Origin of the sequence: Kamptonema animale CS-326 (assembly GCF_028330895.1) — a bacterium.
GTDB lineage: Bacteria > Cyanobacteriota > Cyanobacteriia > Cyanobacteriales > Microcoleaceae > Kamptonema > Kamptonema formosum.
Genome location: NZ_JAQMUA010000454.1, coordinates 25,308 through 52,220, shown reverse-complemented (window position 1 = coordinate 52,220; position 26,913 = coordinate 25,308). Strand labels below are relative to the sequence as shown.

The window sequence follows — 26,913 nt, the reverse complement described above, 5'->3', positions numbered from 1 at the left end:
TTAGCGCTTTCGCGCTGTTGTAAGGTAGTTGTCATGTGCTTATGATTGCTTTATGTATTTTTCAAGGTTCGGTGGGGCTTGTGTTCCCCGATGAATATTAGATTAACGCTTTTATTTCGGTTTGTAAAGGCTTTTTAAGTACTTTGTTACTGATGAGGCAGATAAGTATTACTAATCTGGGGGCTGGCAAAGGTAAAGACGCTATGGGAATAATTGGTAAGTTCTAAATTAAATAGATGTTCATGCTTCTAAATTATGTCGCGGACGATCGCTTACAGTCCTGCTTACACTCTGGTTCCTACTTACGAGTGTTTTAATCGGTGTACTTACTGTAATTTTCGCACCAATCCTGAGCAAAGTCCTTGGCTGACATTGGCGGCGGCCCAAAAGCAATTGCAAGGCCTTCAGGGGAAAGGAGTGATTGAAATTTTGATTCTCAGTGGTGAGGTACATCCACTTTCGCCAAGGCGAAAAGCTTGGTTTGAGCGTATTTATGATTTGTGCGAACTTGCATTAAGTTTTGGCTTTTTACCTCATACAAATGCTGGGCCATTGAGTTTTGAGGAGATGGCAAAATTAAAAGAGGTGAATGTGTCAATGGGGTTAATGTTAGAACAGTTAACGCCGATTTTGTTGCAATCTGTCCACCGCCATGCTCCTAGTAAAGTGCCTTCTCTACGGTTGCAACAGTTGCGATGGGCAGGGGAGTTAAGGATTCCATTTACTACTGGTTTGCTGCTAGGAATTGGTGAGAGTGAGGGGGATTGGCAGGAAACGCTGGCGGCGATCGCGCAGATTCAGACTGATTATGGTAATATTCAAGAGGTTATCCTTCAACCTCATAGTGCTGGGAGCCAGCAAGGTTGGAAGGGTGCAAGTTTTAATACTGAAAAGATGCCGGAAGTGGTGGCGATCGCCAAGTCGATTTTACCATCAGAAATTACTCTGCAAATCCCGCCTAATTTAATTACGGAACCGCAGATATTACTGGCTTGTTTGGCAGCCGGTGCGAGGGATTTGGGGGGGATTGGGCCTCGCGATGAGGTTAATCCTGATTACGATCATCTCCAAGATCGGGCTTTAGAGGCGTTATTGGCAGTAGACGGATGGCAATTGAGACAACGCTTGCCAGTTTATCCTCAATATGATAGTTGGCTGTCACCGAGATTGCAAGTTGCCGTTCAGCAGTGGCGATCGACCAATGGAGATGGGGGGAAGCAAAAATTATGGTGAGAAAAGTGGAAATTAGCGATCGCGTTGTGATATAGTAGATCTTGCGATCGACGGCGGCATAGCCAAGTGGTAAGGCAGAGGTCTGCAAAACCTCCACCCCCAGTTCAAATCTGGGTGCCGCCTTTATATTTCATGTCTTAATACTACCTAAAACCCTATTCCAGCCTTCATTTCTCTATTTTTGCGAAGTGTGAATCTTCCTTGATATTCCCTGATTTGCCATAATGGTCTTGAGAAAATTAGGCAAGGTTTAGGCAAGAATATCGCAACTTCAATGCAAAAAATTTATAAAATAAGACAGGCGGCGAATCCGAGCATGACGGACGCTGGGATACTGAGCAATCACTCAGTCCCAGTGAAAGTTGGTGGTAACAACTAGCCGCCTGAAACACATGGACTTGACTGAAAGGCTTAAACAACTCAACGATCGCCTTAAAGCTGCCTGCGTGGGGGTGGCTGTCGAAGTCCAGGGCGATCGCGTTCGACTCCGTGCGACTCTCCCCCCGAAGCCCGGATCTGACAAGCTCACCGCTTACCAGCAGCGCATCTCTCTCGGATATCACGCGAACCCCGCAGGACTGGCTATGGCTGAGAAAGAGGCTCGGAAAGTCGGTGCGCTGCTCGATTGCAAGCAGTTTTCTTGGGAACCATACTTGCCTACTGTTTTGCCTAAAGGGGAAACTGTTGGTGAGTGGATATCGAGATTTACTGAGTGGCGATCGCAGCACGACCCTGTGGCTCCGGTAACATGGCAGACTGACTATTCCCAGCCTTTTAATCAACTTCCTGGCGATGCGATTCTTACTGCTGATTTACTTGTTCAGGTAATTTCTCAAACGAAGCCAAACACTAGAACGCGACGGCGCTATTGTCTGGCTTATCAGCAATTAGCTAGATTTGCCAGGATCGATCTCAATACCGCTTCTCTGATCGGTTCCTATTCTGCCCAAAAGGTTAACCCTCGCGACATTCCTGACGACTCCACTATCCTTGAAATTTTTACTGAGATTGAGCATCCTGGCTGGCGATGGGTTTACGGAATGATTGCTGCTTATGGTTTGCGACCGCACGAGGCTTTTTTTACCGACCTGGACGATTTTCCTGTGGCTACGGTGCTGCGGGGTAAAAGCGGATCTCGATTCGTCTGGCCTCTGTGGCCAGAGTGGCCGACTCTTTGGGGACTTGATAACCCATGTCTCCCAGATTGTGCGCCTGGTCAGGAGCATTCAGCCTATGGTGAGAGAGTCGGTAAATTTTTTAGGCGAGAAAATATCTCGTTTCATGCCTATGACTTGCGGCACGCTTGGGCCGGCCGTGCTGTTGAGTTTGGGCTAGACGTTAGCTTGGCTGCTAAGCAGATGGGGCATAGCGTCAAGATCCATTGCGAGACTTACCAGATGTGGATTGACAAAGCTATTCAGCAGCGGGTCTATGACGGATTGGTGGCACGGCGATCGCTATCACAAGACATTTCCTCATAGAACGCCGCAAACACTAACTCTATTCCCAGCACAAACTGCATCCTCTCCCGTTTGGAGGCGAAATGATAACTCCCCCCATCAATTGCAATAATGCAATTCTCCTCTTCTATCTCGCTCAACCATTTTGTCAGATGATTTATGTTTATCTGTTTTGACGGGAGCGTAACCTCATAATGATTTGGATATTCTTGATTCTGTTTTGCCCAGTGTGGCATCTCCATAATCTTGCTCTGCCTTTTAACATTTTTTCTACTGAATATCGTCAAATATTTCTTTTACAGGTTTGACATCTTCACTTGCCATCTCGTTGATTAGTGATAAACAAGCTAAGCAATCTCCGATTGCTGTGTGGTTTCCTCCCTGTAGTGGTTGCCACTTATAGGATTTATAATATGGCGACCATTGACCGAAATATTCTGCGTACCACTCCATCGCACAATGAGAGCGTTTTGAAAGTCCTAAGCTTTTCAATCCGTGCAATTCGCAACAATAATTTAAGATTTTTCTGTCAAACGCGGCATTATAAGTGATTACTTGCTTCCCTTCTAAAGCAGTCTGGATTTGTGGGTAAATATCAGGAAATGAGGGAGCATTAGCTACCATATCATTTGTAATTCCGTGAATAGCGATTGCTTCGCTAGAAATTTGGATTGTCGGTTTTACAAGCGAGTCAAGGATTATCTGCCCATTCATATCAATAATCCCAATCTGTACAATCTGACTCATAAAAAACTCTGTTGTCTCTGTGTCTAAGATGAGAAAGTTATCCTTGCTAGCTAAGGATTTAGCCCATTTAATCGCATCATTCCTGTCTTCATACATCCACCCTATCTCACGATACCAAGCTTTATATCTTTGAGCTTTCCTCCCTTTTTCCAATGCTTCTTTCTGTTTGTCCGAGGCTTTACGTTTTAGCCCGACACTTTCTGAGTTTGTGGGATCATAGAGTAATAAATCGTATTTTCTGGTTTCAATTCTACCAACTGCTTTGATGGGTCTTAAACCCATTTCTGCAAGCTGCTTTTTAGTCTTGAGCTGTGGTGGCGGCTCACCTGGACTACCCCACCATTTATACTCTTTAAGTTCGTTATTTGTTGGTTCTAGCATGATCCAAAATGTCTTTTATTGCCCCGGTTGTTAGCGAACATCCAAAATTTCCGAGCTTATTGAGAAAACCCCCTCTCTCTCGGAAAAATCGGCATTTAAGGAAAACTTATGTGTCAGAGCAGCCCTGCGGCGCTTCACCGATAGCAGCCGATGGTTCAGCCCATAGATGTTGCACCTGGGCTTCCACCAGCTACCCAGATAAAAAAACAGTCCATCCTCAGCCATTAATTTCATCATCTCTGGCGAGGTGGCTCCATTTAACCTGGGTAACTGTTGGGCCAATTGCCCCTTAATAATGGGCTCTAGTCCTTGCCTGTAACCGCGCAGCGCGGCAGGCTGTAATCGGTAGGAATTCGATAGGTGGCGACTGACTGTGCGCTGGCAGATACCCCGCTGCGCTGCGGTCGCCACCTGTGAACCCCCGAAGAAATGGAAGTCAGGCTTGCAGTAGATAAACCTCGCCCCTTTACCAAGTACCCGCGCCGGATAATCACAGGGAGATAAAAGGGTTTCGGGTTTTTCAATCTGCGATCTGACATCAGCCGGGTTGATTCCCTGCTGCTCCAGTTCTGCGATTTCTTGTTTGCGGCATGGATGAAGAGATCGCCGCTGTAAGTCTTGTGCCTCCACTTCTGTAGCTCTGATGTGGAGATTTTCTAAGCTTTCTAAGTTAATGCAGGCGACAGGCCCCAAATCTTGGCTAATGCCTGCAATCTCAATTACTTTCTCTAGGGCCGTGTAATAAACTGTGACGCGATCGCCCTTCTGGTGATAATTCCGAATCAAACCTGATTTCTTAGCCTGACAGAGCAGTTTACGGATGTGGCCAGAGCTTCGATTTAATAATGCGGCAGCGCTGGCAATTGTGAAACTTCCGATTCCGCAGCCTTTATTCTTACCTTCGTGGTAATGAGCTGAGATATCCCAATATCGTGCAATTAACCAGATAGCCATCTGGCGGCGGAAATGCTTGTATAGCCGAGCAGGAAACCTTAATAACTCTGGTGAATTTTCACCGGTGTATTCTGGCTTCCAATTTTCGTTGAGAGCCACCAACCATTCTGGAGCTTTGGCGACGGGTGAATGTGTGGGATTCTTCAGCCATCTGTAGGGCTTTCCCGTTTCGGGGTGGATTGATGGCGGCAGCACTGATTGAGTGCCAAGCCAGCGAAATTCTAGGGCTTCTGCTTTGCCATTCTCATCAGTCTGACCCGTGAGAATTTTTCGGTTTGTAATTCGCGATCTATCGGCTTCTCTTACTTGGAATAAATATTGTCCGCGTCCGAGCTTGCCGCTCGTCCAGGCGACAGTTTCATTCAATATTTTTAGATCGCCTTCAGGAGCGAGTGATTGGAGTAAATCTCGCGCTGATTGCCCATCAATATCTATGGCGAGAAAACCTGTACTACCTAATTTTAATCCCCAACCTGTTGCTTTGTCTTTCTCTATTTCTTCTAAAATTGAACTATGGTCAAAGTTTAATTTTGTCCACTCTTTTTTATAGGGAGCTTTCCCGCGAACTGGTACTAATTCCCAATTCGCGGGTATGTGAGCTAATGAGTCGCTAATGGTTGCGATCATATTCTTCCCACTCTTTCGCTACAGAAATGAGCTTATCTGCGTATTTTGAAGGCACTCTGATAGCGGTTGTCGCTGATTTCCACTTAGGTTTTCTCCCCTGCCCGTTTCCTGCACCTGCTGTTCGTGGGATTCGTTTTTTAGAATTACTTGCTATTTTCTGTTGATATTCATTTGCTAGTTGCAGGGGGGGAAGATGCTGTACAGAATCCCCTTCGCGTCTAAATCTCAATGGGTAGCTCCATGCCGTTGAATCGCACGAATATAACAGCTCCCGTACTTCAATATTTTCTAGAGCTAAAATTTTTAGTCCAAAACCGTGCAGCCGCAGATCGGGTCGTAATATCTTGATTGCTCGGAGAATATCAGCTACTTCGCCAGGATTACCATTTTTTTTGCATACCGAACCAACTCCTATCCATGAACCAATGGCAAAGCGATCGCCATAATCGGCTAAATGCTTAAGGTAGTCGCTTGTTCTATAGCCTTGCAATACAGGCATTATTGGTATTGCTGGGTGCTTGGAAATTAATTGGTCATAACGTTCAATGGTTAACTTTTGGTGCTCAGCTACGGTTAACCCTGTACGAGATAAAACAAACGGTTCACACCCCCAGTCTTGAGCTACAGCACACAACAACTTTCCACATTTTGACCACCGATAAATCTGCTGAATATACTGCTGTACACCATGACGGTAGCCACCATATCTCGCCACTTCAGTAAATGCTCCACTGTCTAGAATCCAATCAGCGACTTCAAAATCAGACTTGCGATCGCGAAGCTGATTAATTGATACCATCACCCCTGCTGCGGGGTAGTCGGGATTGATTATCGTAGATGATTGGCTTGGGCTACATCCAATAAAAAATAGTGGTCTCCCTGTGAGGTTTGTGGCGACAATCTCGCGATTCTGAATGAAATCAGCTTCCCCTCGTAAACTCGTTGCTCTCTTTATCATTGCGATCGTTCTCCTCTATTTGACTATTTGATTTGCAATGCCCAGATCGCCAAAACTTTGTAAAAATCGAAATCTATTTGTCCGAAACTTGTAGGCTGAATCCCTGCTACAGAAATAGAACAGGCTTTGTCCATATTTTGGGCTATCTGATTTCTTCTCTGGATGCCAGAATCGTAGTCTCCCTTTGATGTCAATTCTTAAGCAAGATTCTTGAGCCATCTTTTGAAACCAGATTGTATCGGTGGCGCTGTTTACTAATAACAGTGCCTCTTTTATATGTCCTGCTGCATACTCAGCACTAAGCTTGTTTGTGAACTGATTTATCAGCAATCTTGAATAGGGCGGATTTAGCCACACCCTGCCTTTCCAGGCTTGAATCAATCCATCATTTTCCTTCGTGTAATACTGTCTCGCTCCTACGCGCTCTGCTACTAATTCTGATGAGGCGGGATCTAAGAAGTCGCCTCGATAAAATTCCCTTACTCTTGTAAGTAAGAATAATGGAGTGAACCATTCGTCCGTATCTACCATCTTTTTTTCCTTGATTCTTAACTGTTAACTGCATTAAATTACCTAAATTCAGCTCCTACATTTAGGGCTTTCTCGCAATTCTCAAGATGCCAGCGATAGGTCGCTCTCGCGGCATATTTGCCGCGAACATCTCGCCAGTGTTTGCCAATTTTAAAGATGCCTTCAGCTCTTAACTTGAGCAGATGTTTGGTTGAGATATTCAACTCAGCGGCTGCCTCTGCGGTTGTCAGCCAGTTGCTTGAGAGTGGTCTGCCTGGTTTCTTCGACATGGCTATTGCTCCTCTAATCCCAAGGCTTTCTTAAGAGATGGATAAATCTCCATGTGTGAATATCTAATCTTTTCTCCATAACAGGAAACCTTCAATTGGTTTGAATCGTTAAGAATCTCAAGGATTTTTACTTTCCCTTCTTTTAATGGAATCCAGTCGGCATTTTCGTCTTGAATGTAGTCACCTACCTGAAATGGTAATGGCTGGCTATCTTCAAATAAATCTTCGATTTTGTATCCCCACTCTGGATGATTTTTGATCGAGTTTTCTATGAAGGATTTACTCGCAGTATTTCCCTTAACCCATGAATCTTTTAATTGATTGAATGTTGGGGGTTCCTCTTCCGAAGGTTCAATTATTCCCTGCGTCACAGTGCTGGTGACTTCTTCTAGTTTTGCCCCGACGCTCTCCTTCGTGATTTCCGGCTTATCGGTAAAAGAAGGGGGTAGATAGGGTGTTTCAACTCCCAATTCCTTAGCCTTGATTGCATCATCAGCAATGCGATCTATTTTCCTTAAGAATCCATCCCATAAGGCTTGTGCGGTGGTAGGATTTCGCAGCTCATCTCTCGCCTTTAATGTTGCCTGTTCAACAGGTTCTCCTCTGTGAATGTGGTATTGTATCCGCTCTTCTTCAAAGGCTGGATAATTTATCCCTGGTTCTGTTTCCCAATCGCGTTTTACCTGAGAACCTAATGGGCGGCCTGCGAGGAAGTCATCGAATAAAGGTGAAGATTCTCCATTCAAAATGTTTTTGCAAATTGTATTGGCATAAGCGTAGGGGTTCTTGACTCCGCTCTTAGCTACATAGGGAATTAATTGTTTCTGGAATTCCTCTACTTGGGCCCATTTGTCTGAGCTGATATCGTGAATGTTAGTGCGTTGTGGTTGGATATTTTGGGGTTGACTAATTGTTGAAACTGACTCAGCCTTGACTATACCGCTGCCTTCCCATTCAACCCAAGCTTGAGGCATTCCCCCTAGTGAGAAGTCCAGCTTTTTGATTGTCCCATTTTGACCATTGTTCTGCACGGTGTCGCCAACTGCGTAGGCTTCAAATAGGTCTATATGTTGGATTCTTTGCTCTAGGTGCATTAAATCCTTTTCCATCTTTTTTCGCCTATCTGCTTTTGAAGGCCCCTTCTTTTTAGTGTCCGTTTTAGGCTCTTTTTCTTTTTCGAGGTTTTTTAAGTTTTGCTCTAACTGCGATTTATTCTGAGCTAATTTCTGGCGTTGCTCGGTTATTTGTTGGGCTAATTCTTGGGCTGATTCTGTTGTTTCTGCTTCGACTACTTGTGATTTACTGTGACTCACCAAAACCAGATTCTTTAATAGTAAGGATTTCCCTGCGTCGTCACTTTCTACCCAGACTCTTCCCCCATCAAAATATTTGGTTATTTTGCCAATTGGATTATCTGGGTAATGTTTATGAGCTACTAGGGAGCCAATAGAAATAGGTAGTTTGTTCTCCTCGTCATTTACTTGATTGATAGATGTAGTCGGCTCCAGTTTTTTCAGGCGAATTCCAGACAGGGTGATATCTTTCCGCTTGCCCTTTGCTGGAGCTTCATCTAAAAGGATGTCCCACCCATCTCGCTTAGCCTTCCCTTGAACTATGCCTGTCTGACCGATATTTGCATAAGCGATCTCACACCATCCTTCAGGCTGCACTACTTCAACGCGATCGCCAATTTCAAAAATGCTTGTCTCGACTTTTTCAACCTCTATCAACTGCCAGCGGTTCCCTTGTCTGAGAACAATGCCTTCCTCTACTAAACTGGTCAATGTCTCCATTACTTCGCTATAACAGGAATCTCCCAGAGCCTGAACTATTTCTTCGGTTCTAAGTGGTTCTTTTGCTAGTAAGCCTTGTATCTTTACTTTCCGAAAGGGGGTTAACACTCTTTCGGAAATGCTAGGTTCTTGAGGACTCTGACATTGATTTAGTCGATCGCTGATAGATTCCTCTATCTTCTGAATTTGAGACTGTGCTCGTTCAAACTCTTCTCTCAATAATTTGATATCATTCTCCAGTTCATCCCGATCGCTCCTGGCCTTATCTAGTTCGGCTTGCAACTCACCGCCAAAAATAGCGATCGCGGCTTCCCTCCCCTCTGCTGATAGCTTCTCTGCTAGGGCTGAGAAAATATCCAGGCGTTGCCGATCGGTGGCATTAACAGATAGCCAGTCCAGCATTCGCGGGAGCCACTTTCTAGTCCAATTAGTCCAGTTAAAATCGTCCCTCTCTTCATCAACAGCTTCGCTCTTTACTTCAACTGTCATTTCGGAGGCTTCTGGTGGGTTTTTCTCCTCATCTTCCTCTGCCTCTTCCCCTTCCTCAATGGCCGCTAATTCTTCATAGCACAGTTCGTATTGCTTGCCGCCCACATCAACAATTGCCATCTCTTTCAATCGACTTAGGATGATGCCGATCTCGCCAGCGAACTTCATTCGCGATGAAAATATTCGTACTTCCTGGTTTAGGTCGCATTCCTCTTTCGTGAGGGGGATATGCGACATTGGCTCTGCGAGTTGCACGTCGCTAAATGAATAGGAGATTATAGTATTGAAACCATAGAGGTAGACATCTACTCTCCCATCCTCTCTAACCTTTTTAATTACTCCAGTTGCACTTGTGGGGAGACCTGGATTTACTACGACTTGAGATCCTTTTTCTAGCCCCAACCTTGAAAGAGGTTTCGCCCATTTACTCCGTCTATTGGGTATGTCGCCCTTAACCGAAACTGCCGCAGCTTTTATATCTATGGCTGTTAGGTTTTTGCCGCGCATTTCCGCTAGTCTCTTGGCGTAACTGAGAACTTTTCCTCTATCCTCTGGCGCAACATCATTAGCTAAGGTGGTGTAGTGGGAACTGGTGAGCCGTTCCGATTCCGAAATTATGGACTCTTCTCTTAAGGTTTTTTCTATTTGGGCTTCTTGTATTAGCTGGTAAGCGCGGCTTTTTCCATACCCAAATTCGGTTTTGCAGTAGGTGACAAAATCTCGGTAGCCTAAATGTTGAAATCCGCGAGAATCTCTGATTTCTGCAAGGTGTTGGCCTATTTTGTCGCCAAGCTCAAAGATTTCATCGGTTAACTGCTTTGCCCTTTCTTTCCTAATGGTTGGCGCGGGAAGAGGCGCTGATTTTGCCGATTTTTTAGTGGTTGCGAGAGTCATCGATCTAACCTCACTGTGATAATGCCGGGGTTTGCCGGTGAAAAATAATGCGGGTGTAAATATCGAAAATTGTCGATGTAGTCGAGGATTATCCTCCACTGTTCGCGGGTCAATTCTCCGGCTGGAGTCTCGAATAAACCCGCCTCTGTAGCTAACAACTTGGCGTTATAATCTTTGCTCTTATTTGTTATGAGAATTGCGGCTGTCAATCGGTCAAGCTGCTTGATATGCCGGGATATTATGTAAGGGTCATAGCTCATTATCCTTAGTCCTCAATCACGGAAAATTTGATAGCCCAAACCGAAGGGTTTTTATCCCACGAGTTATGCCCGTTAATTGATAGCCAAAGTGCCTCAAAATCTTTGACATCTAGACAACCTTCGGCGATCGCATCTTCTTCGGTAATATCTTGCAATCGTTCCAGTCTGATATCGGTCACTTCCAATGTGAGTCTAGAAGCGTATCTGGGCATGAATATTGAAGGTGTCCAGGGTTTCCAGTTGCTTGGCTCTGAGAAATCTGCGGCATATACGATGTAGTCGCCGATGTTTCTGAAGGTTTCTCTAACCCAAAGTCGATCCCCCTTTTTTCCTGCGGGGCATGGTTTGCCGATTTTTTCTATCCGCCTGGTTTGTGTCTTTAACTTGCCGCGTATAGCGCTCACCATCTCACCTTTGAATAAGATGGGGCGCTCCTTAATTTCTGTCTGGGTTGCCTGCATCATCCTAAGTTTCCTCAAATAGTGAAAGTTGGATGAATTCTGTTGATTTGGACTTCCGAGACGCTTTAGGTTTTGCTTGCTTTTGGGATAGATGAAAGATTAAGTAGCACAGGCAAACTGTGAGCTTGTTATCTTTGCGAGGGGCTATCAATTCCTTATCCGAATCGGTGAGGAACTGCGATGTGAATATCTTGCTAATCAAACTCATCTGCTTATCTCCCGATTGATTTTGTCGATTAGTTCGTGGCAATCCTTGGTGTGTCGCTGAGGGTATCCTTCTAGTGCTAATCGATTCAGTAATTTAGTGGTTTCGGTCAACAGTTCGATGCGATGTTTCTCTGCCTTGAAGCAGCGGTCTGAGATGCAAACGACTGTGTTTTTTAGGTCTTCTACTTGTCTCATGGTTTTATCTCAGATGCCAGTGTTTTTTGTACTTGTAAATCCGACTCTCGCGTTCGAGGCTCATCAGCACTTCTAATGCGTTGGTAACTGAGATTTTTAGTCTGAGCGCTACCTGTTCTGTTGTCAGGTTCTCTTTCCCCAAAAACTTAAGAAGATCCTGCTTGTAAGGCAGTGGGTCTATCTCGCCTCTGGGGATGTTCGCTACTTCTGAAAATCCTTTGCTCATTTTTTCTCCTAGTCCTTCCACCTGTTCCCTCTTTGAGGGATGCTATCGACAGTATTTTTTAATTTTCCCAAAACGCCGACCGCTCCCCCTTTCAGGAGAAATAAGGGTTGATGATGGAGCTGATTTAGATTGCATACCCGCAGAACTTATCTAAATGGTTTACCCTGTGTTCTGCACCCTGATAAATGCTATTTGATGCTATACTTGATTGAGGTAATCAATCAGGTATGAGGTTGCGGGGGATGGCTTAGCCATCCCTTTATTTTTAGTAAGGAATGTAGTCCTCGTCCCCAGTTTCAGCAAGATCAAAAGTATCGGCATCGGTAATTTGTTCCGCTGGTTCGGAGATATCTTCTTCGCTGTCTTCGCGGAATCTTTCGATGATGAAATTCGCGAGTCGAAGTTTGCCGTCCGAGAATGGTAAACTTTCTATTAACCGACTGCATTCGTTTGTGATTAGAGAAGTGTTTCTGAGGAAAGCTGTTTCGACACAAGATTGGATTCGGTGTGTTATGTTCGAGTTCTTTGGATAAGTTTGTGCGCCTAAGATAGCGATCGCCGCGATTCTAAGCTTTTCGTTATCGGAGGCTCCTTTGAGCAGACGGGCTAGTTTCTCAAAAATCTCCGATTCTTTCTCTGCCCATTGATTCAATTGCTCAAAGGTGAGGGTTTCAAAATCCAGTGTTTGCATGGTTTTATGTTGATTGTTGCTATTCGATGCCTTCTAGAATCGCTATGGATAAGGCGATTTTTTCTTCGGCATTTGTAATCTCTTGCAGCAATTTATTCGCCTCGACAACTGCCCGATTGATTTTTACGAAGCTGATATAAAAGTCGATTTCACAAACATCTTTACTCTGTAAAATCGCGAGGGCGGCGATGGTTTTTCGCTCCTCGACTGTAGCTTTGTGCAAAATCTCCCAGATTCGGCCGACTGCTAATCGATCGCTTTTGGCTTGGGCTGCTGCTGGATCTAATTTGGTTGACTGTTTCATTCGAGCCCCTGGGTTGGAGCCTCCGAGTCTGCGGCCGGCACTTGTCGCACTTGGTCGTCTGGGGAAATGATGAAGTCCAGGGTGTCACCGTCCACTGCGGCGGGATGGATGTAGCAGTGAATGCCTTCTTCGGAGTGCCGCTCAACTCGAAGTGAATGGTCTATGTGGTTTTTCTCCCAATTTTTGAGGAGATATTCGGACAAGCTCATGGTTGTTTCTGGGGGTGAGGGGTTATACCCCTGCGTATTAATACGCCTCAGTGGTGAAAACCCATACGGGGGTTGTACCCTTGCGGATCTCGGTGCGATCGCGGAGATTGAGGTCATATATTTTGCAGGGCATGGTATCTGAGACTGAAGGAAGGCGCGGCGGGGGTAGAGGAAATCCGCCGCGCTTTGCCATCTAAAAACGTCTGAATATAGTGGAGTGCGCTGTTAGAAATCTATTGGCATGGTTCCCTCCTGAATTGAGCTGGGATATAGGAGCCTCCTGCCTGGGCACTATGCGGCGACGCGACCTATAAGTGGGATGCAGGCAAGGACGGCGTTAGAGACATTGGAGGTGCGACACTTACGTAAAAGGTTGTCTTGAGCTTTAGTAGGTGCGGGACTATCCTTTGCGTCGTCTACCCAAATATTGTAGGTCACGGTCTAGACATAAGTCAAGCACTTGACCTATAATAAAGTTGTTATTACCCAAAATGCCCGTGAAACATAGAGTCCCGGAAGTTCTACAGACGAAGTGCCGACACTTCTTCGAGCAAAGATGGCCTGATGAAGAACCCCTGGAAATTAATCCCTATAAATTGAAGGTTCTTACTGGGTTAGGTCAAGGAACCTGCCTAAAGCTTTTTAACGATCAGCTTTACGTTCCCGACTCCCGTGTTATGGATGTTTTATGTAACTTTTTCGATCTGCAACCAGGAGATTTCCTCTATCACGAGCGAGCAAGGGAACCTGCTAGAGCCGGGGGGTAATAGGCGATTAAAGAGTCTTAACTAAAGAAGAGGTTAGTACAAATCTATTAGGTCACATTCTTGACATAGGTCTAGACAATGACTTATATTATTTTCATTGATAGACGCTACACCCGCTAGCCATATTGTCAGCGGCTCCAGAACCTTGAAAATTAAATATTGTGATTGATGTCTAGGCGCTTCCTTTGAGTCAGGCTGTTTGATAGCCCCTGTCGATGCGATGCGGCGTTACGACTTACTCGCGATCGCTAGGGGGTAGGTGCGAAACTTACGTATAGGCAGTCCAGCGGCTTAGCAGTGCGGGGCTGCTCTCACTCATTCACTAATGTGGGAGGGCTTGTACGTAAGGTTTACCTTACTTGCTAATAGTGACAGGTTGACCTTACGCTGTCAAGGCGTAAGTATGAAAAAAAACGAAGTTTTTATGAACCTATTGCGGCGTAAGGATCTCACTCAAGAGCAATTCGCGGATTTGGTTGAATCGGCTTGGAGCGGCATATCGGGTCGCCAACTGTCTCGCCAAGCCGTATCGGCCTGGGTTAATGGTAGAGCTATTCCTAAGCTCTCCCCCGCCGAAACCCTTATTGTTATTGAAATACTGGGATGCACATTAGCTGAATTTGCTTTGGCTTTTCCTCACGAACACCTGGAGTCAGAGGCGCTTAGTAGACAAGGTTGACAACGTAAGCTTAAGCTGACATGATATTATGGTATCCAATAAGCGGGAGGCTGTGACCTTGGATGAATTGATGGCAAAAGCAGGGTTGACAGAGCCGGAGCTGAGCCGTCAAATCGGGGTCGGGCTACGAATTATCAATGATTGGAAGCGGCGACGCAAGATCCCTCGACTAGACAATGCTTTGGCCTTATCGAAAGCTCTAGGAGTTTCCCTCTTGGTTGTTGCAGAAGCTGTTGGGCTGGATGTGGAGGGTATCCCTCCTGAGCGAAGCTGTATCTCGCAGAACCTTGAAAACTAAATAGTGTAGTACAAAAGCTTTGCCAAGATGAGCCACCTATTAACCCAGTGAGGATTGCTCTCATCTTTGGCGAAGGGCCAGTCGGCGGTTCACACCCGCCGCCGACTTTTCCCTAACCAGACTTAGCCCAAAGCTAAGAAACACCGCGTATTGCAGCCAAGGAGCTAGTCACCTTGGCTGTTTACTTAATGCGTTATACGGACGTTGTACAACTGTAAAACAATTACTGATATGGGAGCTAACGAAGAACAGATTGCGGCAGTAATCGCAGAGTCCTCGCTGGTTGGTGATAGCCATCACTACAGCAGTCGCAGAGAACGCATTGCCGCTCACCTAATGGCCGCGCTGATTGTAAGTCAGCAACACGGTATGCTCTCCCTGAATCGGCCACAGACTAGGGCTGACCTGGTGGCAATGGCCCTTGAGCTGACTGATACCCTCCTTGTCCAGCTAGCGGAGGACTCGGACGCTCTCGCTGCTCCAACTGTGACTATGGAAGTAAAACCCTGAACTTCTACCTTCTGGGGCAACTGATTAGACGTTATGGATGACTTGCACTCGTTTGTCAAAGCTTCCAAGGGTCGATGTTACCTCCGTTATGTCCTGATTGAGAAACGGTGGGTATTAAAGGCCTTGTGCGATCGCTGCCCCAATTGCGGATACAAGTTGTTGGGGTGCTTCAAGCCCCAACTCTCAAACGAGGGCTTCGAGGTTTGCTCGAACCGAAGATGTGGGTATCAGCGCCAGGTGTTCAACGAGCTCGAAGTCACCCAATTGCTAGTGGAGCATGGTCTGAGCTGGGTTACGAGGATGTAAGCATTCCGAAATTTTGGAATCTCCTGGTGTATAACGAGCCGTATAACACTGTAAAACAACAGACTTAACCAAATGGCCGACTCAGTACAACTCATCTTTCGAGAAATCGACCAATTCTTTATGCAGCAAGGGAAAGTCTACGAAACCTTACAGAACGTCTCGCGCAGCCTCTCAAAAGCAGGCATTGAGTATGCAGTCATCGGCGGTATGGCCCTAGTCATACATGGTTATAGCCGAACCACCCAAGACGTAGACCTGCTGCTGACTCCCGAAGGACTTGAAACATTCCGCACCGCTCTTGTAGGGCGTGGATTCGTCCCCGCATTCACAGGAGCTACCAAAATGTTTAAAGACACCGCTACTGGAGTCTCAGTCGAAATCATAGTCACCGGTGAATATCCCGGCGACGGCAAACCGAAGCCCGTGATTTTCCCAGACCCCGCCGTTGTCTCCGTAGACAGGGATGGCATCAAGGTTATTGAGCTAGTTAAACTCATTGAACTCAAATTAGCCTCTGGCTTGAGCGCTCCAGGGCGACTTAAGGATTTAGCCGACGTACAGGAGTTGGTTCGAGCGCTGTCCTTACCTTCTGAGTTGGACGGTCTGGATGAGTCGGTTAAGGCCGATTACCTTCGTCTCTGGGAGGCAGTTCAGGGTGTATAACGGCGTGTTGTACGGCGTTGTACGCAACGTTATACCGACCGTTGTACGTGCCGTTATACGGAAAGGTGGCAAATGGCTGAAAACGACAACTTGCTTACATTTCGATGCCCCGACGACCTGCGGAAGTTCATCGCCGACCGCATGACCGCAACTGGGAAAGGGAAGACAGCCGTAGCTGTCGAACTCCTAAGACTTGGGGCATTAGCCCTGTCCAACGACCCCGGCGTACAACAGCCGTTATACACCGTACAACCAGACTCAGTGCCAGACGCGACGCTTCCGTTGTACGCCGTAAAACAAGATGTACAACGGTGTAATGAAGCTCTCACGGCGGAGGTTTTGGAGTTACGCCAACGGGTTGAAGAGATGGACTCGCGCCTGGGAAAATCGAAAGCCTGGAAGAAAGTAGCGAATCTTCCAGGCTAGGCATCGAGGAGCTGATCGGGGGATACCTTGCCGCCAATGGCAAGAATGCGATGCCCGATAGCCGAGACTGGACGCACCTGGCGCGGTTTCGGAGTTGGGCTAGGGAAAGGTGATGTATCGTTCTGTTTCCAAAATTTTGGAAACAGAACGACTGTTAAAAATTAAAATGCCCTGAAGTGCGTCTAACACTCAGGGCCAACCCTTATCAACAGCGACGGAGAGTTTGGGTATGGCAACTATTATAACTACTAAAAGACCGTCTTTGACTCCTAAAGAATTTCGTCAACTTACTGGGTGGTCAGTATATAAGATGGCAAGGGAGTCAGAGATTCCTCTCCCCAGTCTATACAACTATCTAAAAGAGCCAGAAGATCCCGCTTATCGAGAACCGAAACCTTTCATTAACAGGATGTTTGGGTTGATGTATGAATCTATAAATCGTTAAATACAAGGGGCTGGGTAGCCCCTTTTTTATTGGCTATTTTTACTCGAAATTGCTCGACACGAGTTTTATTCAGTGAATAAAACGTATTCGGTGAATAGTACCCCTTCTTTTTGAGCAGGGATATCGTGAATACATACAAGTTCGTACAAGTTCGTACAAGCTCGTACAAGTTCAATACAACTTTGTACAAGTCTAATACAAGCTCGTACAAGCTCAATACAACCTCGTACAAGTACGCACAATGTGGAAACAGTTCATGACAACATTCCGACGAAACGTATCCAGGTTTATTCAGACCTTGGACTTACTAGAGTCGAGGGGGCAAAGCTCTGCCGCTTTCTTGGTTTCGGGGTACGGTTCCCTTTAAGGAAAGAACAGGTCAGGGAACTAAGAAGGATCTGCGAACTTTTCAATCAATGGAAGGGATGCGGTCACGGTGTCGATAACTTTATTAAATTCTTGGAGGAATCAGACAGTGCAGCCACAAATGCAGCAACTACTAGAAGCGCTTAAAAAGCAGGGGCTAACCGATATCTCGATTGCCCATTTGGAGGCATCACGGCAACTGCTAATCAAGTTTGAGTGCGAGGTTACAATCCAAGCGATCGCGCGGCTGACTGTCCTCAAATATCAGCACCCAAACTTCTCGGACAGCGACCTGATTGATTCTCACGTCAAACTACAGCAAGAACGAGCCGCCTCAGCTTCAAGCTACGGCAGTCAACTAGCACAGAACACGCGAGATGATATTTGGGAGAGCCTAGAACAATCGGGAATTATCGACGAAATAGCCCAAGATTTGCAATTCAGGCTTGGCGATGCCGTTATCGCTGCGATGGTTGCTCCAAAAAATCAAGAGCGTCAAAGCAAGCGTCAAAATGCGCTTCAAAAAATTGCTCAAAAAATCAATTTCCTCTCTTGTAAACAAGACGAAGCTATTGATGTTGACTATCAAGAATCCACCGACGACCTCGACACAATTATCGGGCAAGCACTAGCAGCATCCAATCCTAATCAACTGCAATTAACTGGGGATGTGTTTCGAGGCGATTTTAGAAGCCTCCCTGCTACTACAGAGGGTGGAAACGGAGCAAAAAAGCTCCAGAGCGCAGTCAACGGAAATGGCAAAGGATAGTGGCGGATTCGGACGACTTCTCGGCTCCCTTCTCCGGCTTTTTCTGAGGGCTAAATGACTCACATCATTGACCTACTTTTGGCAGTATTTGCACTGTCAAAGCGCCATTCCAGTAGCGAAGGAGAACACGATTGGCTATTAAATTGTTGGGTTGCAGTCCTAGTGATCTGCATTAGCTTGACAACAATTACTAGCACTTTATTTCTCTGCTCTTTCCTGCTCAGACAAATCAACATACCGCAATCAATAGGGGGCGCTAAATGTGCTCTGGGACAAGACAACTAGAAAAACAAAAATAGTTGTGGAAGTCGAAGAAACGACCTCTCGCGTCAATCTTAATAGCTTGTTCTTAATACTCCTTTGCCTTTCCGTATTCACGGGGCTAATTTTTAGCGAAGGAGAACAAGGAATCTCAAACCCAAACATTCATCAACAAGAGGACACCAATCGTGAGTATTTTTAAGAATGAAGACACGCTAAAAACAGGTTTTCAATTTCAGCAAGAGCAGAAAACGCAGGGTACATCAGGATTCGGTCTTTTTTTGGGAGTTGCTATTGTCTTATTTGGTCTGGGTGCTGTGGGACTCATCGAAGTTGATAACGGCGGAAATAACAATAATCGTCGCCAACAACCCGCAGCCGAGTCATCCCTTCCACTTCAGACATCGAGATTATGAATGCTCGTCATGCCGCCTTAGCCTCTATCGTGATTTTGACCATCGCATTGAGCTTTTCTGGCTCTAATTTTCAACATAAAAGACTCCGAATTCAATCTCCCAAGCAAGGATTAGAGGCGCTTCTTCGCCCTTCAATCATCAGGAGAAGTGGAGGAAAACCCAATGAAACACGCCGCCGTAAACCTTGCTTTGACGTGGGTAGTTTTTCTAGCAAATGAACATTTTTTCAGGGGCGGATTAAACGCCTATGGTTTGCAACCTCGCAATCCCTACGGATTGGTAGGAATCCTTACCGCCCCTTTCCTTCATGGCAGTCTCGCTCACATCCAGGCGAACACCATCGCCTATATTTTCTTAGCTGGATTGCTCTGTTTGAAGAACCCCGAAGAATTCCCCTATGCCTATTGGGGTAGCGCCTTAATCGGAGGTTTTGCTAACTGGATTATAGGCAATCCCGCCGCTGTCGGTGTAGGTGCTAGCGGTGCGATTTATGGATTGTTTGGTTATCTACTTAGTGGCGGATTCTTCCGCCCTAAAAGCTGGCCAGATTTGGCGGCGACGGGTCTAACCGCAACTTGGTTCTTTTCGATGGCTTTTGAAATGTTGCCGGGATTCGTCCCGGCTGGTGTTAGCTGGGAGGCGCATTTGTGTGGCTTCTTGGCAGGTGTAATCGTTTCGTACAAGGTGAATGAAGAATGAGTCTTATTTCTCGGATTTCTCGGCTAATTTCGGCTAACTTGAACGGCCTATTGGATAAGGCAGAAGATCCAGCACTAGCTTTGCAGCAAGTAGTTCGCGAGATGAATGATGAGCTAGTTATTCAGCGTCGGCAAGTCGCCGAATCAATTGCTAATTATCGACTGACCGAAGCTGAATATCAGAAGTATTCCAGCCTTACACAGCAATATAACGGCTACATGATGGCTTTTATCCAACGTGGTCAGGACACGGAGGCCAGACAGGCGGCGGCTTATCGAGACGAATGCTTCTCTCGATCAAATCAACTGCAATTAAGTGCTAAACAACAGGCTCAAAATATTGAGATTCTAAAGCACCATTTGCAACAATTAGAGGCGAAGTGTGTTGATGCCAATAACCGCAAGCAAGAGCTTTTAATCAAAGCTTCAGTAGTCAAGTCCCAGGAACGTCTAGTCTCCAGAGATAGCGTTTTCTCTCAGTTTGATCGGTTAGAGCAATTAATCTCTGCTCAATCCGAACGGGCGATAGCCTACTCAGAAATTAGCTCTAACTCTCGCCTGATTACGGCTGGAAATAACACGGGAATCGCGCTTAATGGCGCACCGATGGCAATGCCATCTCTACCCCCCGCAGCGCACTCTATCCCGGCGATGCCTGCCATGCCCGAAATGCCTGCCATGCCTGAGATGCCGCCGATGCCTCAATCGCTCTCTTTCAATTAAAAAGCTGTGAGCAAATTCTGGGGAGTCCTGATATTAATCGCTATAGCGGGAGGGGGAATTCTCTTCTGCTATAGCCTCGGAGAAATTAGCCGGCAACGGCAGGAGGTTATCAAGTGAATCTACTTAAAAACATTGTTTTCTGGGGGCTATTTCCTGGATTAATCTGGTATAGTTTCGGCTTTTGGAAGGGCTTTGAAGTGGCTTCCTCTCCACAGGTTAAAGCATTTTTGGCAGCCAAGGAAGCGACTGAGAATGTGCCGAATAAGGTCAAGGAATTTTTTGGAGGTAAGCAAGATGAGTAATCTAGTGAAGTTGGCAAATAATTCAGGTTTGGTGAAGGTTGAACCCGGCTCACCTCCCGTCCCAGTCCCGCCGATTGACGCTAAAGCTAGAAGGCGATTTTTTCAGAAACAGAAACTTGCTAAGCAGTTGGAAGAGATCAAGCATGATACTGAGATTAAGAAGCTCGGTACTGAACTTATCCACGCAAAAGTAGCAAATCACTCGGTAACGACTGATGGTGCGATCGCACTGAGGCAAGCGCAAACCATGCAAAAAGTTAACAGTGCTCGGCTGAGTGTAGCCTCGGCAGAATGTAAGGCGATTGAGGCTGGGGTAACTGAGAAATTGAAGCGCCTATCTTTTGGAGGTTAAAAAAATGCGGGAGAAATCAATTGTTTCTATGGATGCAGTTTCCCAGTTCCTTTGCTGGATATCTGTGCCTGCGATTCCCTTTCGACTTCTGGCACTTTCTATCCCGGCTGCAAAAATTGATTTTTGGTATTTGGCGATCGCAATTTTCATCTCTTTCCTGGCGATTGTTGGCACAAGTATCCGCTGGGATGGAACTAGCTGGCGAATCTCTGCGATCGCTGGTCATCTATGGAATCGTTTGAGCCTCGTTATTTTTGGCGCGTTCTTAGGGGCTTGGGGATTATGGATATAAGTTTGAGCCTAATTCTCCGAGAACTTCAAAACAATAATGCCAAGCTAAATGGCAGCCTCGCAGGAAATCTCGTGGGAGCCTTGGCGCTAATTGCTGCCGGGGTTCTCCCCGCCGAGCCGGGGCTGAGGGTTGGCTTCCTTGGGGCTGGGGCTTTTGTCGCGATTTGCAGCCGAGCCAGCGTGGAAAATCTGAAGCGGCTCTATATTTTGCTTGAGGAAGTTGAGGGGCGATCTTACGAGCAGGTTGCGGGTGCGATCGCCGCCGAATTCTCTCCCCCGAATCAGGCATCTTTGCCTATGTCTGTCGTTGCACCTACAGCTCCGCTTCAGCCGCAAACGAGTGATATCGGCTCCCAATCCTCGGCTGCTGTTAACATCCCGACTGGAACCGGAGAACCTTATGACTGGCAACTACTCAATTCCAATATTTCGGAAACTGCTGGTATGGCACTATCACAAAGATTAAAGTTTTTCGATTGGACTCTGTTTAATTCAGATCCGAATAAGTGGCCTCATTTGGCTATTGTGGGCGGGACGGGGGATGGAAAAAGCTTTACTGCTGAGCGATTAATACCAGTGTTAGATGGCTATCCCCTGATTAGTCATCCGCACTGGAAGCCCAGCGATTATCCTGGCTATTCGGCAGTTTATTGCGGCGGACGCAATTACGGTGATTGGGAGAAAGATGATTCCGTGAATTTTGAATCCTTGTTTGATGGGAAAGCGGGTAAGGTTTCATTTGCATCGTTGATGAAAACTCTCGAAATCGAGATGGACAGACGATACAAGTGTTACGAACGGGGCGACGAGGACTACCCCATGATTAACATTGTTCTGGATGAATTGAACACATCTTTGAGCAAGGTTCCTGATGCCGTAGAATCGCTGAAAAACTTGCTCAGGGAGGCGAGGAAAGTTAAAATACGACTGATTTGTTTGCTTCAATCCGACAATGTTAAGTCTCTCAAGATGGAGGGAGAGGGCGTTCTTAGGTATTGTTGGCGATACATTCGATTAGGGGAGTTCGCGGCGATTCACGCCAGGAAACTCAGGGATGCTGACTTGATAGGATGGGTGGGAAATCGCCGGTTTCCTATTTTAGTTGAAGGTCTACCTGCGATGTTGCCAGGTGATATCGCAGGCATACAATCTTTCTCCGATGGGCAGCTATCTCCTTCATTAATCAAACACCCTGCCCCCATGCTGGCATCTCCTCTCTCTGAGCAATGTGCTTTGAATATTCCACCCCCGTCTAAATTGTCAGAACTCGAAATTGAGCAAATGCTTAGATGGTTGGCGGAGCAATCTGGAATTGTTTTTCCTTCTCATCTTTGCCGCCAATTCCCAAAGCTAACAGAGCCTTCGGCTTGTCTGTTGATTGAAAGAGCTGGTGAGGACGGACTGGGTGCTTGTAGAGGAGAATATCCCAACATAAGCATTGCAATTATTCCGACTGAGCTAGCGAAAATTTACCGATATTGCCGAAGAAAAGGAGCGATTAAAGCGCGAGATATTCAGCGAGCAGGGGTTGTAAAAGGTGATGCTTTAACTATCAAGAATATGCTTTTAGAACTTCAGCGATTAGACCTTGGAACTGTCACACAGGACGGTGATAGCTGGACGTTTACTGTCGAGTAAATCTTACCTCAATCTGTGTTGGATGCCTGTTTTCTGGGCATCTGACACCCGACTCCGACACTCGACGCTGACACCTGACAGACTCTAACTGTCACACCAATCTCGAAAAATATTGTTTTCTTTAGGTTGTTTTTTCTGTGAATTTGTGGACATGAAAGACTTTGATATTGGTAATAAAAAAAATAGATTGGCAATAGTAAAGAGTGGAGTCATTAGATATACTTCTGGTGAATTAGTGGCTGTGGGATCTTGGGCATGGTTTAAATGGTTGGAGGATTCGGCAACTAGGTCTTTTAGATTTGCTGACTGCGGTGGTTTTACCTGCCGTAAGGAACCCAATGGATATTGGTATTTTTACAAAAAAATCCAAGGAAAATTACGTAAGCGTTACATAGGTAAGTCTTCTGCACTGACTATGGCTAGGTTGACTGAAGTTGCGGGTGTTCTTAATCGTTTCGACAGATTGCGGGATTCTTCCTCAAGGCTTTCTTCTCTACTCCCCAGATTGAGCGATCCTCTGTCATGGTTGCGAATTCCTTTTAGCTTCACTCGTCTTTTGCCTACTAGGTCAGGCGTTTACTTCGTACTTACTCAAGATGGTCTGTTGCATTATATAGGCAGCTCAAAAAACATGATGCTTTCATGGAATTCTCCCGACAAGTCGCACGACAGGCAAGAATATTTTGAAGGATTGGAATCATTAGGTATTCCAGTCTACATAGCAATATATCCTTGTTCTGATTATCAGGATGTAGAGGAGCGGCTGATTCTTCAGTTCAAACCCTATTTGAATGAGCAACCTAAGTCTGTGAATCATGAGCAGATGCGGGAGTATTGGGAGAAATGTCTATCACTAGCAACTGTTCGCTGATAGGCTATGTGATTTTGTACGAAATCATCTTCCCTGGTAAAATCCTCTCCAGTTATCTATAGACGTGAGTTCGATGCGATCGCACTTTACCCCAATCTCTCTTTACCCCAATCTCTGCACATCTTCCACCGACAGCGACAGCGCTTGAGCCACTTGCTCTACAGTTAAACCCATTGCCAGAAGTTGGGGAATAGCATCCCGTTGAGTTTGCTCCGCGCGATCGGCACGTTGAGGGTTTGCAGTGTAGTTTCCAGGGAATCGGTGAGTAGGATACTCTGGGGATGTGCTAGAAAGTTATGTACAAAAGTGCCGTCGGAGTCAGGTAGTTGAGTATGATCGGGAAAGGCGGGGGGTAATGTTGTGGGGTTGAGGCTTTGGGTCATGTCTATCCGATGGTGAAAGGACAGATGCTTTATTAATTAGAGCATAGCGATCGCTGATTGAGGTGCTTTATACTGTTTGTCGCTCACTGTTTGATCGCCGCCCGCGATCGCAAAGCAAATTAACCCGAGATCAATGACCTTGTATTGGTCTAAAATCTGTTACATTACGCTCATAATTATAATTCAGGCGAGTTTATCATAAAGTGTGGGGTTTTGTAATGTCCGGTCTAACCAGTTCTGAGATAATGAAAATAGTTGACCGCTACATTGGAGTATATCAGGGGTATTTGGGCGATTTTAGTTATCAAAGTCACGCTAAATTTTATCCAGAGTATTGCGACCTTGATATTGATCTAAACCAATACAAAGGCACTACCCGCGAAAAATTTATTGCGATCCTAAAAGAATCACCACCTGAAATTCAGGCAAAAATACTGCGGGGAGTTATAGACAAATTCGCAATGGCTAACAGTCCTCCAGAACGTAAATTATTAGAAGATGAGTTAATCGAAGTAGTCAGACGATTGGAGTCGGGTTCTCCTGTATCTAGCCCATCGCCTAAAATTACTACTGCTGTTGTGGAGCGTGCTATAAGCGATACAGAGTCATTACTTAAGGCAAACGGAGCAACTAGCGGAGTTGACCGCATTCACACTACCTTACATGGTTATCTGAGAGCGGTATGCACGGACGTGGGCATAGATTACAAACCTGATTACACGATAGCAAAGCTTTTTAAGTTGCTCTGTGAAAGCCATCCGAATTTGCAAAATCTAGGTGCAAGGCAAGATGATATTAAAAAAATATTTCAAGCATTTGGAACTGTGATGGATGCCCTAAATCCGATTAGAAACAAGGCAAGTGTTGCTCATCCGAACGAGAGTCTAGTTGATAAAGATGAAGCCCTACTTGTTATAAACGCGACAAGAACAATTTTGCATTACCTTGACGCAAAATTTTCTAATGAACCCCAAGTGCCTTTTTAGCCAAGTAAACTTTATCAGATCTGTTTGATCGCGGCGATCGCAAAGCAAATCAACCCCGGATCGATGACCTTCTATTGATCTAAAATCTGTTACATTAAGATCGTAATTAAGGATTTGGCGACTAGCTATGCGGTCAATTGAACAACTGACAGAAGAGCTTTTATCTCTGCCTAGTGCATCAAGAGCACTTTTTGCAGAAAAACTCGCAGAATGTTTAGAATTCGATATCGACCCAATGATTCAGGCAGCTTGGACAACTGAGGCTCATATACGACGTAACGAGATCCGAAGCGTTACTGTGCAAGCAATTCCGGGGGATGAAGCCTTAGCTCAAGTGAGGCTGTTGGTTGATCGTCGAACTATATAAATCGGCAAAAATCCCCGCGTAACAATCTTAAGTGCAGGTTTCATGCCAAATAATGATACTATATGTTTATCAATCCAATTCTTTAGAGTAAAAATAAGAACATGAGAAATTTATTCTCCTGGAGATTACAGCCATCAGAAAAGGATTTAACAAACCTCTGGGAGACTGCTATTTTTGTCTTTGATACCAATTTTCTCTGTGATTTATATCGAGTCTCGCACTCGACAGCGAAAGATTATTTAAATATACTTGACCATCTTCAATCAAGAATATGGTTGCCCTATCAAGTAGCTAGTGAATTTCTGAATAATAGAGAAGGAATTATTGATTCAGAAGCGAAGTCTTTCAAGAAAGCTCTAAGCGATATTAAACAATGGAAAGATGCTGAACTCAAATTTGATCGCCTTAAGGGATTGATTGCTCAAACAGGAAGGATTGTAAAGACTGAAGTGGCATTCCTATTTGATCAACAGGATGCTTATACGGCTGCTATTGAAGAGGTTGAGAAATGCTTTAAAGACAAAATAGAAGAGATTGCTAAAACTCATTCCGTGCTGAACTCGGAAGAAGACTACATATTGGAAAAACTTTTTACACTATTTGATGGAAAAGTAGGTGAGCCTTATAGCATAGAAACGTTACAGAAACTTTACAAGGAAGGTGAAGAAAGATATAAACAGAAAAAACCTCCAGGATTTGAGGATAAAGGTAAAGCAGATGAAGGGCAATATGGTGACTTTATACTTTGGAAACAGATACTAGAGTTTGCCAAGGAAAAATCTTCTTCAATAGTTTTCGTAACTGATGACAAGAAAAAGGATTGGTGGACTAATAATAAGAAAAAAGGTGAAATAGCTTCTCCCCATTTTGAGTTAAGGCGTGAATTTAAAGAGCAAGTTAACCAACCATTCTGGATGTATCAAACTCAGGACTTCCTTGCAATAGCCAAAGACAAATTGGAAATTGATATCAGTCCAAGATCAATCGAGGAAGCGAATATTGTTGCTAAGGCCGAAGCGGCTGAAGAACAATCTTATGAAGAATTTTCGGAGGTACTTCGACAGATTCAAATTCCTAGAATTGGTGAAGCTGCATTCCAGGCATTAAGCACTGCTAGAATCAGCGAAGCAGCAATCAAAGCATTGGGCACTGCTATAGCCAGCGAAAATTTACTCCCGACATTAAGCACTTCTAGAATCTACGAAGCAACAATCAAAGCATTGGGCACTGCTATAGCCAGCGAAAATTTACTCCAGGCATTAAGCACTCCTAGAATCCACGAAGCAGCAATCAAAGCATTTGGCACTGCTATAGCCAGCGAAAATTTACTCCAGGCATTAAGCACTCCTAGAATCAGCGAAGATGTACTAAGTGAAAACCATGATAAATTGGTATCTGAGCAGAATGATAGCTAAGGAAACGATTCCACTGTGTATTATTTTCATCCGATTTATTGGCACTCATGCCGAGTATGACAAAGTAGATGCAGAAATAGTCTAAACAGAGG

Annotated in this window: 35 protein-coding genes, 1 tRNA gene and 1 pseudogene; 22 read left to right on the top strand and 15 right to left on the bottom strand. The window is 45.3% G+C overall.

Annotated elements, in window-relative coordinates; all coding sequences use genetic code 11:
• Nucleotides 1-255: 255 nt before the first annotated feature.
• From cofG to PN499_RS26720, 3 genes are all read left to right on the top strand, one after another.
• Complete coding sequence (gene cofG / locus PN499_RS26730) at nt 256-1,233, top strand: 7,8-didemethyl-8-hydroxy-5-deazariboflavin synthase subunit CofG (RefSeq protein ID WP_272036284.1); 978 nt, start codon at nt 256-258, stop codon at nt 1,231-1,233.
• 52 nt (nt 1,234-1,285) lie between these two features.
• A tRNA-Cys gene (locus PN499_RS26725) sits at nt 1,286-1,356 on the top strand.
• Between the two features lie 242 nt (nt 1,357-1,598).
• Nucleotides 1,599-2,714: a site-specific integrase gene (locus PN499_RS26720; protein WP_272036282.1), complete on the top strand. Its 1,116-nt coding sequence runs from the start codon at nt 1,599-1,601 to the stop codon at nt 2,712-2,714.
• On the opposite strand, the gene PN499_RS26715 is transcribed toward PN499_RS26720, so the two are convergent.
• From PN499_RS26715 to PN499_RS26650, 14 genes are all read right to left on the bottom strand, one after another.
• The gene (locus PN499_RS26715; protein ID WP_272036280.1) at nt 2,663-2,935 is read right to left on the bottom strand and encodes a hypothetical protein; all 273 of its coding nucleotides are present in this window, start codon (nt 2,933-2,935) and stop codon (nt 2,663-2,665) included. The two genes, PN499_RS26720 and PN499_RS26715, sit on opposite strands and share 52 nt — an antisense overlap.
• 28 nt (nt 2,936-2,963) lie before the next feature.
• On the bottom strand, nt 2,964-3,821 hold the full coding sequence (locus PN499_RS26710; protein ID WP_272036278.1) for a 3'-5' exonuclease: 858 nt from the start codon (nt 3,819-3,821) through the stop codon (nt 2,964-2,966).
• Nucleotides 3,822-3,851: 30 nt separating this feature from the next.
• The gene (locus tag PN499_RS26705; RefSeq protein WP_272036276.1) at nt 3,852-5,402 is read right to left on the bottom strand and encodes a bifunctional DNA primase/polymerase; all 1,551 of its coding nucleotides are present in this window, start codon (nt 5,400-5,402) and stop codon (nt 3,852-3,854) included.
• The gene (locus PN499_RS26700) at nt 5,386-6,360 is read right to left on the bottom strand and encodes a deazapurine DNA modification protein DpdA family protein (protein WP_272036274.1); all 975 of its coding nucleotides are present in this window, start codon (nt 6,358-6,360) and stop codon (nt 5,386-5,388) included. Before PN499_RS26700 ends, PN499_RS26705 begins: the two co-directional genes overlap by 17 nt.
• A 15-nt stretch (nt 6,361-6,375) precedes the next feature.
• Complete coding sequence (locus PN499_RS26695; protein ID WP_272036272.1) at nt 6,376-6,891, bottom strand: DNA N-6-adenine-methyltransferase; 516 nt, start codon at nt 6,889-6,891, stop codon at nt 6,376-6,378.
• A gap of 38 nt (nt 6,892-6,929) precedes the next feature.
• Nucleotides 6,930-7,160 carry a helix-turn-helix domain-containing protein gene (locus tag PN499_RS26690; RefSeq protein WP_272036270.1) on the bottom strand — a complete coding sequence of 77 codons (231 nt, stop codon included), beginning with the start codon at nt 7,158-7,160 and terminating at the stop codon, nt 6,930-6,932.
• Nucleotides 7,161-7,162: 2 nt separating this feature from the next.
• Nucleotides 7,163-10,336, bottom strand: coding sequence for a hypothetical protein (locus PN499_RS26685; protein ID WP_272036267.1), 3,174 nt, complete (start codon nt 10,334-10,336; stop codon nt 7,163-7,165).
• The gene (locus PN499_RS26680) at nt 10,333-10,596 is read right to left on the bottom strand and encodes a hypothetical protein (protein WP_272036265.1); all 264 of its coding nucleotides are present in this window, start codon (nt 10,594-10,596) and stop codon (nt 10,333-10,335) included. Before PN499_RS26680 ends, PN499_RS26685 begins: the two co-directional genes overlap by 4 nt.
• 5 nt (nt 10,597-10,601) lie before the next feature.
• Nucleotides 10,602-11,060, bottom strand: coding sequence for an ASCH domain-containing protein (locus tag PN499_RS26675; protein ID WP_272036264.1), 459 nt, complete (start codon nt 11,058-11,060; stop codon nt 10,602-10,604).
• Nucleotides 11,061-11,463: 403 nt separating this feature from the next.
• Complete coding sequence (locus PN499_RS26670; RefSeq protein WP_272036262.1) at nt 11,464-11,685, bottom strand: hypothetical protein; 222 nt, start codon at nt 11,683-11,685, stop codon at nt 11,464-11,466.
• Nucleotides 11,686-11,950: 265 nt separating this feature from the next.
• On the bottom strand, nt 11,951-12,376 hold the full coding sequence (locus PN499_RS26665) for a hypothetical protein (RefSeq protein ID WP_272036260.1): 426 nt from the start codon (nt 12,374-12,376) through the stop codon (nt 11,951-11,953).
• A gap of 19 nt (nt 12,377-12,395) precedes the next feature.
• Nucleotides 12,396-12,680: a hypothetical protein gene (locus tag PN499_RS26660; RefSeq protein ID WP_272036258.1), complete on the bottom strand. Its 285-nt coding sequence runs from the start codon at nt 12,678-12,680 to the stop codon at nt 12,396-12,398.
• Nucleotides 12,677-13,006, bottom strand: a complete 330-nt coding sequence (locus PN499_RS26655) for a hypothetical protein (RefSeq protein WP_272036255.1) — start codon at nt 13,004-13,006, stop codon at nt 12,677-12,679. Before PN499_RS26655 ends, PN499_RS26660 begins: the two co-directional genes overlap by 4 nt.
• A gap of 174 nt (nt 13,007-13,180) precedes the next feature.
• Entirely contained in the window at nt 13,181-13,327 is a 147-nt protein-coding gene (locus PN499_RS26650) for a hypothetical protein (RefSeq protein WP_272036253.1), read from the bottom strand.
• Nucleotides 13,328-13,386: 59 nt separating this feature from the next.
• Between PN499_RS26650 and PN499_RS26645 the strand changes: the two genes are divergently transcribed.
• From PN499_RS26645 to PN499_RS26570, 16 genes are all read left to right on the top strand, one after another.
• The gene (locus PN499_RS26645) at nt 13,387-13,656 is read left to right on the top strand and encodes a helix-turn-helix domain-containing protein (RefSeq protein WP_272036251.1); all 270 of its coding nucleotides are present in this window, start codon (nt 13,387-13,389) and stop codon (nt 13,654-13,656) included.
• Nucleotides 13,657-14,059: 403 nt separating this feature from the next.
• A complete protein-coding gene (locus tag PN499_RS26640) occupies nt 14,060-14,335 on the top strand; it encodes a helix-turn-helix transcriptional regulator (RefSeq protein WP_272036249.1) in 276 nt (91 codons plus the stop codon).
• Nucleotides 14,336-14,363: 28 nt separating this feature from the next.
• The gene (locus PN499_RS26635; protein ID WP_272036247.1) at nt 14,364-14,633 is read left to right on the top strand and encodes a helix-turn-helix domain-containing protein; all 270 of its coding nucleotides are present in this window, start codon (nt 14,364-14,366) and stop codon (nt 14,631-14,633) included.
• A gap of 231 nt (nt 14,634-14,864) precedes the next feature.
• Nucleotides 14,865-15,143 (top strand): hypothetical protein, encoded by a 279-nt coding sequence (locus tag PN499_RS26630; protein ID WP_272036245.1) that lies wholly within the window; start codon nt 14,865-14,867, stop codon nt 15,141-15,143.
• Nucleotides 15,144-15,521: 378 nt separating this feature from the next.
• A complete protein-coding gene (locus PN499_RS26625; RefSeq protein ID WP_272036243.1) occupies nt 15,522-16,112 on the top strand; it encodes a nucleotidyltransferase family protein in 591 nt (196 codons plus the stop codon).
• A gap of 141 nt (nt 16,113-16,253) precedes the next feature.
• On the top strand, nt 16,254-16,538 hold the full coding sequence (locus PN499_RS26620; protein WP_272036241.1) for a hypothetical protein: 285 nt from the start codon (nt 16,254-16,256) through the stop codon (nt 16,536-16,538).
• Between the two features lie 229 nt (nt 16,539-16,767).
• Nucleotides 16,768-16,983, top strand: a complete 216-nt coding sequence (locus tag PN499_RS26615) for a hypothetical protein (RefSeq protein WP_272036239.1) — start codon at nt 16,768-16,770, stop codon at nt 16,981-16,983.
• Between the two features lie 475 nt (nt 16,984-17,458).
• Nucleotides 17,459-18,118, top strand: coding sequence for a hypothetical protein (locus PN499_RS26610; RefSeq protein WP_272036237.1), 660 nt, complete (start codon nt 17,459-17,461; stop codon nt 18,116-18,118).
• Between the two features lie 449 nt (nt 18,119-18,567).
• The gene (locus PN499_RS26605) at nt 18,568-18,795 is read left to right on the top strand and encodes a hypothetical protein (protein WP_272036235.1); all 228 of its coding nucleotides are present in this window, start codon (nt 18,568-18,570) and stop codon (nt 18,793-18,795) included.
• Nucleotides 18,796-18,957: 162 nt separating this feature from the next.
• On the top strand, nt 18,958-19,494 hold the full coding sequence (locus tag PN499_RS26600) for a rhomboid family intramembrane serine protease (RefSeq protein WP_272036234.1): 537 nt from the start codon (nt 18,958-18,960) through the stop codon (nt 19,492-19,494).
• Complete coding sequence (locus PN499_RS26595) at nt 19,491-20,216, top strand: PspA/IM30 family protein (RefSeq protein WP_272036232.1); 726 nt, start codon at nt 19,491-19,493, stop codon at nt 20,214-20,216. Before PN499_RS26600 ends, PN499_RS26595 begins: the two co-directional genes overlap by 4 nt.
• Before the next feature lie 113 nt (nt 20,217-20,329).
• Nucleotides 20,330-20,518, top strand: a complete 189-nt coding sequence (locus PN499_RS26590) for a hypothetical protein (RefSeq protein WP_272036230.1) — start codon at nt 20,330-20,332, stop codon at nt 20,516-20,518.
• Complete coding sequence (locus PN499_RS26585) at nt 20,511-20,870, top strand: hypothetical protein (protein WP_272036228.1); 360 nt, start codon at nt 20,511-20,513, stop codon at nt 20,868-20,870. The genes PN499_RS26590 and PN499_RS26585 overlap by 8 nt, the downstream gene beginning before the upstream one ends.
• A 4-nt stretch (nt 20,871-20,874) precedes the next feature.
• Entirely contained in the window at nt 20,875-21,162 is a 288-nt protein-coding gene (locus tag PN499_RS26580; RefSeq protein WP_272036226.1) for a hypothetical protein, read from the top strand.
• Nucleotides 21,153-22,799: a hypothetical protein gene (locus PN499_RS26575; protein ID WP_272036224.1), complete on the top strand. Its 1,647-nt coding sequence runs from the start codon at nt 21,153-21,155 to the stop codon at nt 22,797-22,799. Before PN499_RS26580 ends, PN499_RS26575 begins: the two co-directional genes overlap by 10 nt.
• A gap of 151 nt (nt 22,800-22,950) precedes the next feature.
• Entirely contained in the window at nt 22,951-23,670 is a 720-nt protein-coding gene (locus PN499_RS26570) for a GIY-YIG nuclease family protein (RefSeq protein WP_465249975.1), read from the top strand.
• 227 nt (nt 23,671-23,897) lie between these two features.
• Here PN499_RS26570 and PN499_RS26565 read toward each other — a convergent pair.
• Nucleotides 23,898-24,053: pseudogene (locus tag PN499_RS26565) on the bottom strand (Uma2 family endonuclease); the annotation flags it as partial.
• Between the two features lie 245 nt (nt 24,054-24,298).
• On the opposite strand from PN499_RS26565, the gene PN499_RS26560 reads away from it, so the two are divergent.
• The 3 genes from PN499_RS26560 (at nt 24,299) to PN499_RS26550 (ending at nt 26,821) form a co-directional block, all read left to right on the top strand.
• A complete protein-coding gene (locus tag PN499_RS26560; RefSeq protein WP_272036220.1) occupies nt 24,299-25,039 on the top strand; it encodes an abortive infection family protein in 741 nt (246 codons plus the stop codon).
• A gap of 127 nt (nt 25,040-25,166) precedes the next feature.
• Entirely contained in the window at nt 25,167-25,406 is a 240-nt protein-coding gene (locus tag PN499_RS26555; RefSeq protein WP_272036219.1) for an addiction module protein, read from the top strand.
• Between the two features lie 101 nt (nt 25,407-25,507).
• The gene (locus tag PN499_RS26550) at nt 25,508-26,821 is read left to right on the top strand and encodes a PIN-like domain-containing protein (RefSeq protein WP_272036218.1); all 1,314 of its coding nucleotides are present in this window, start codon (nt 25,508-25,510) and stop codon (nt 26,819-26,821) included.
• Nucleotides 26,822-26,913: the final 92 nt, after the last annotated feature.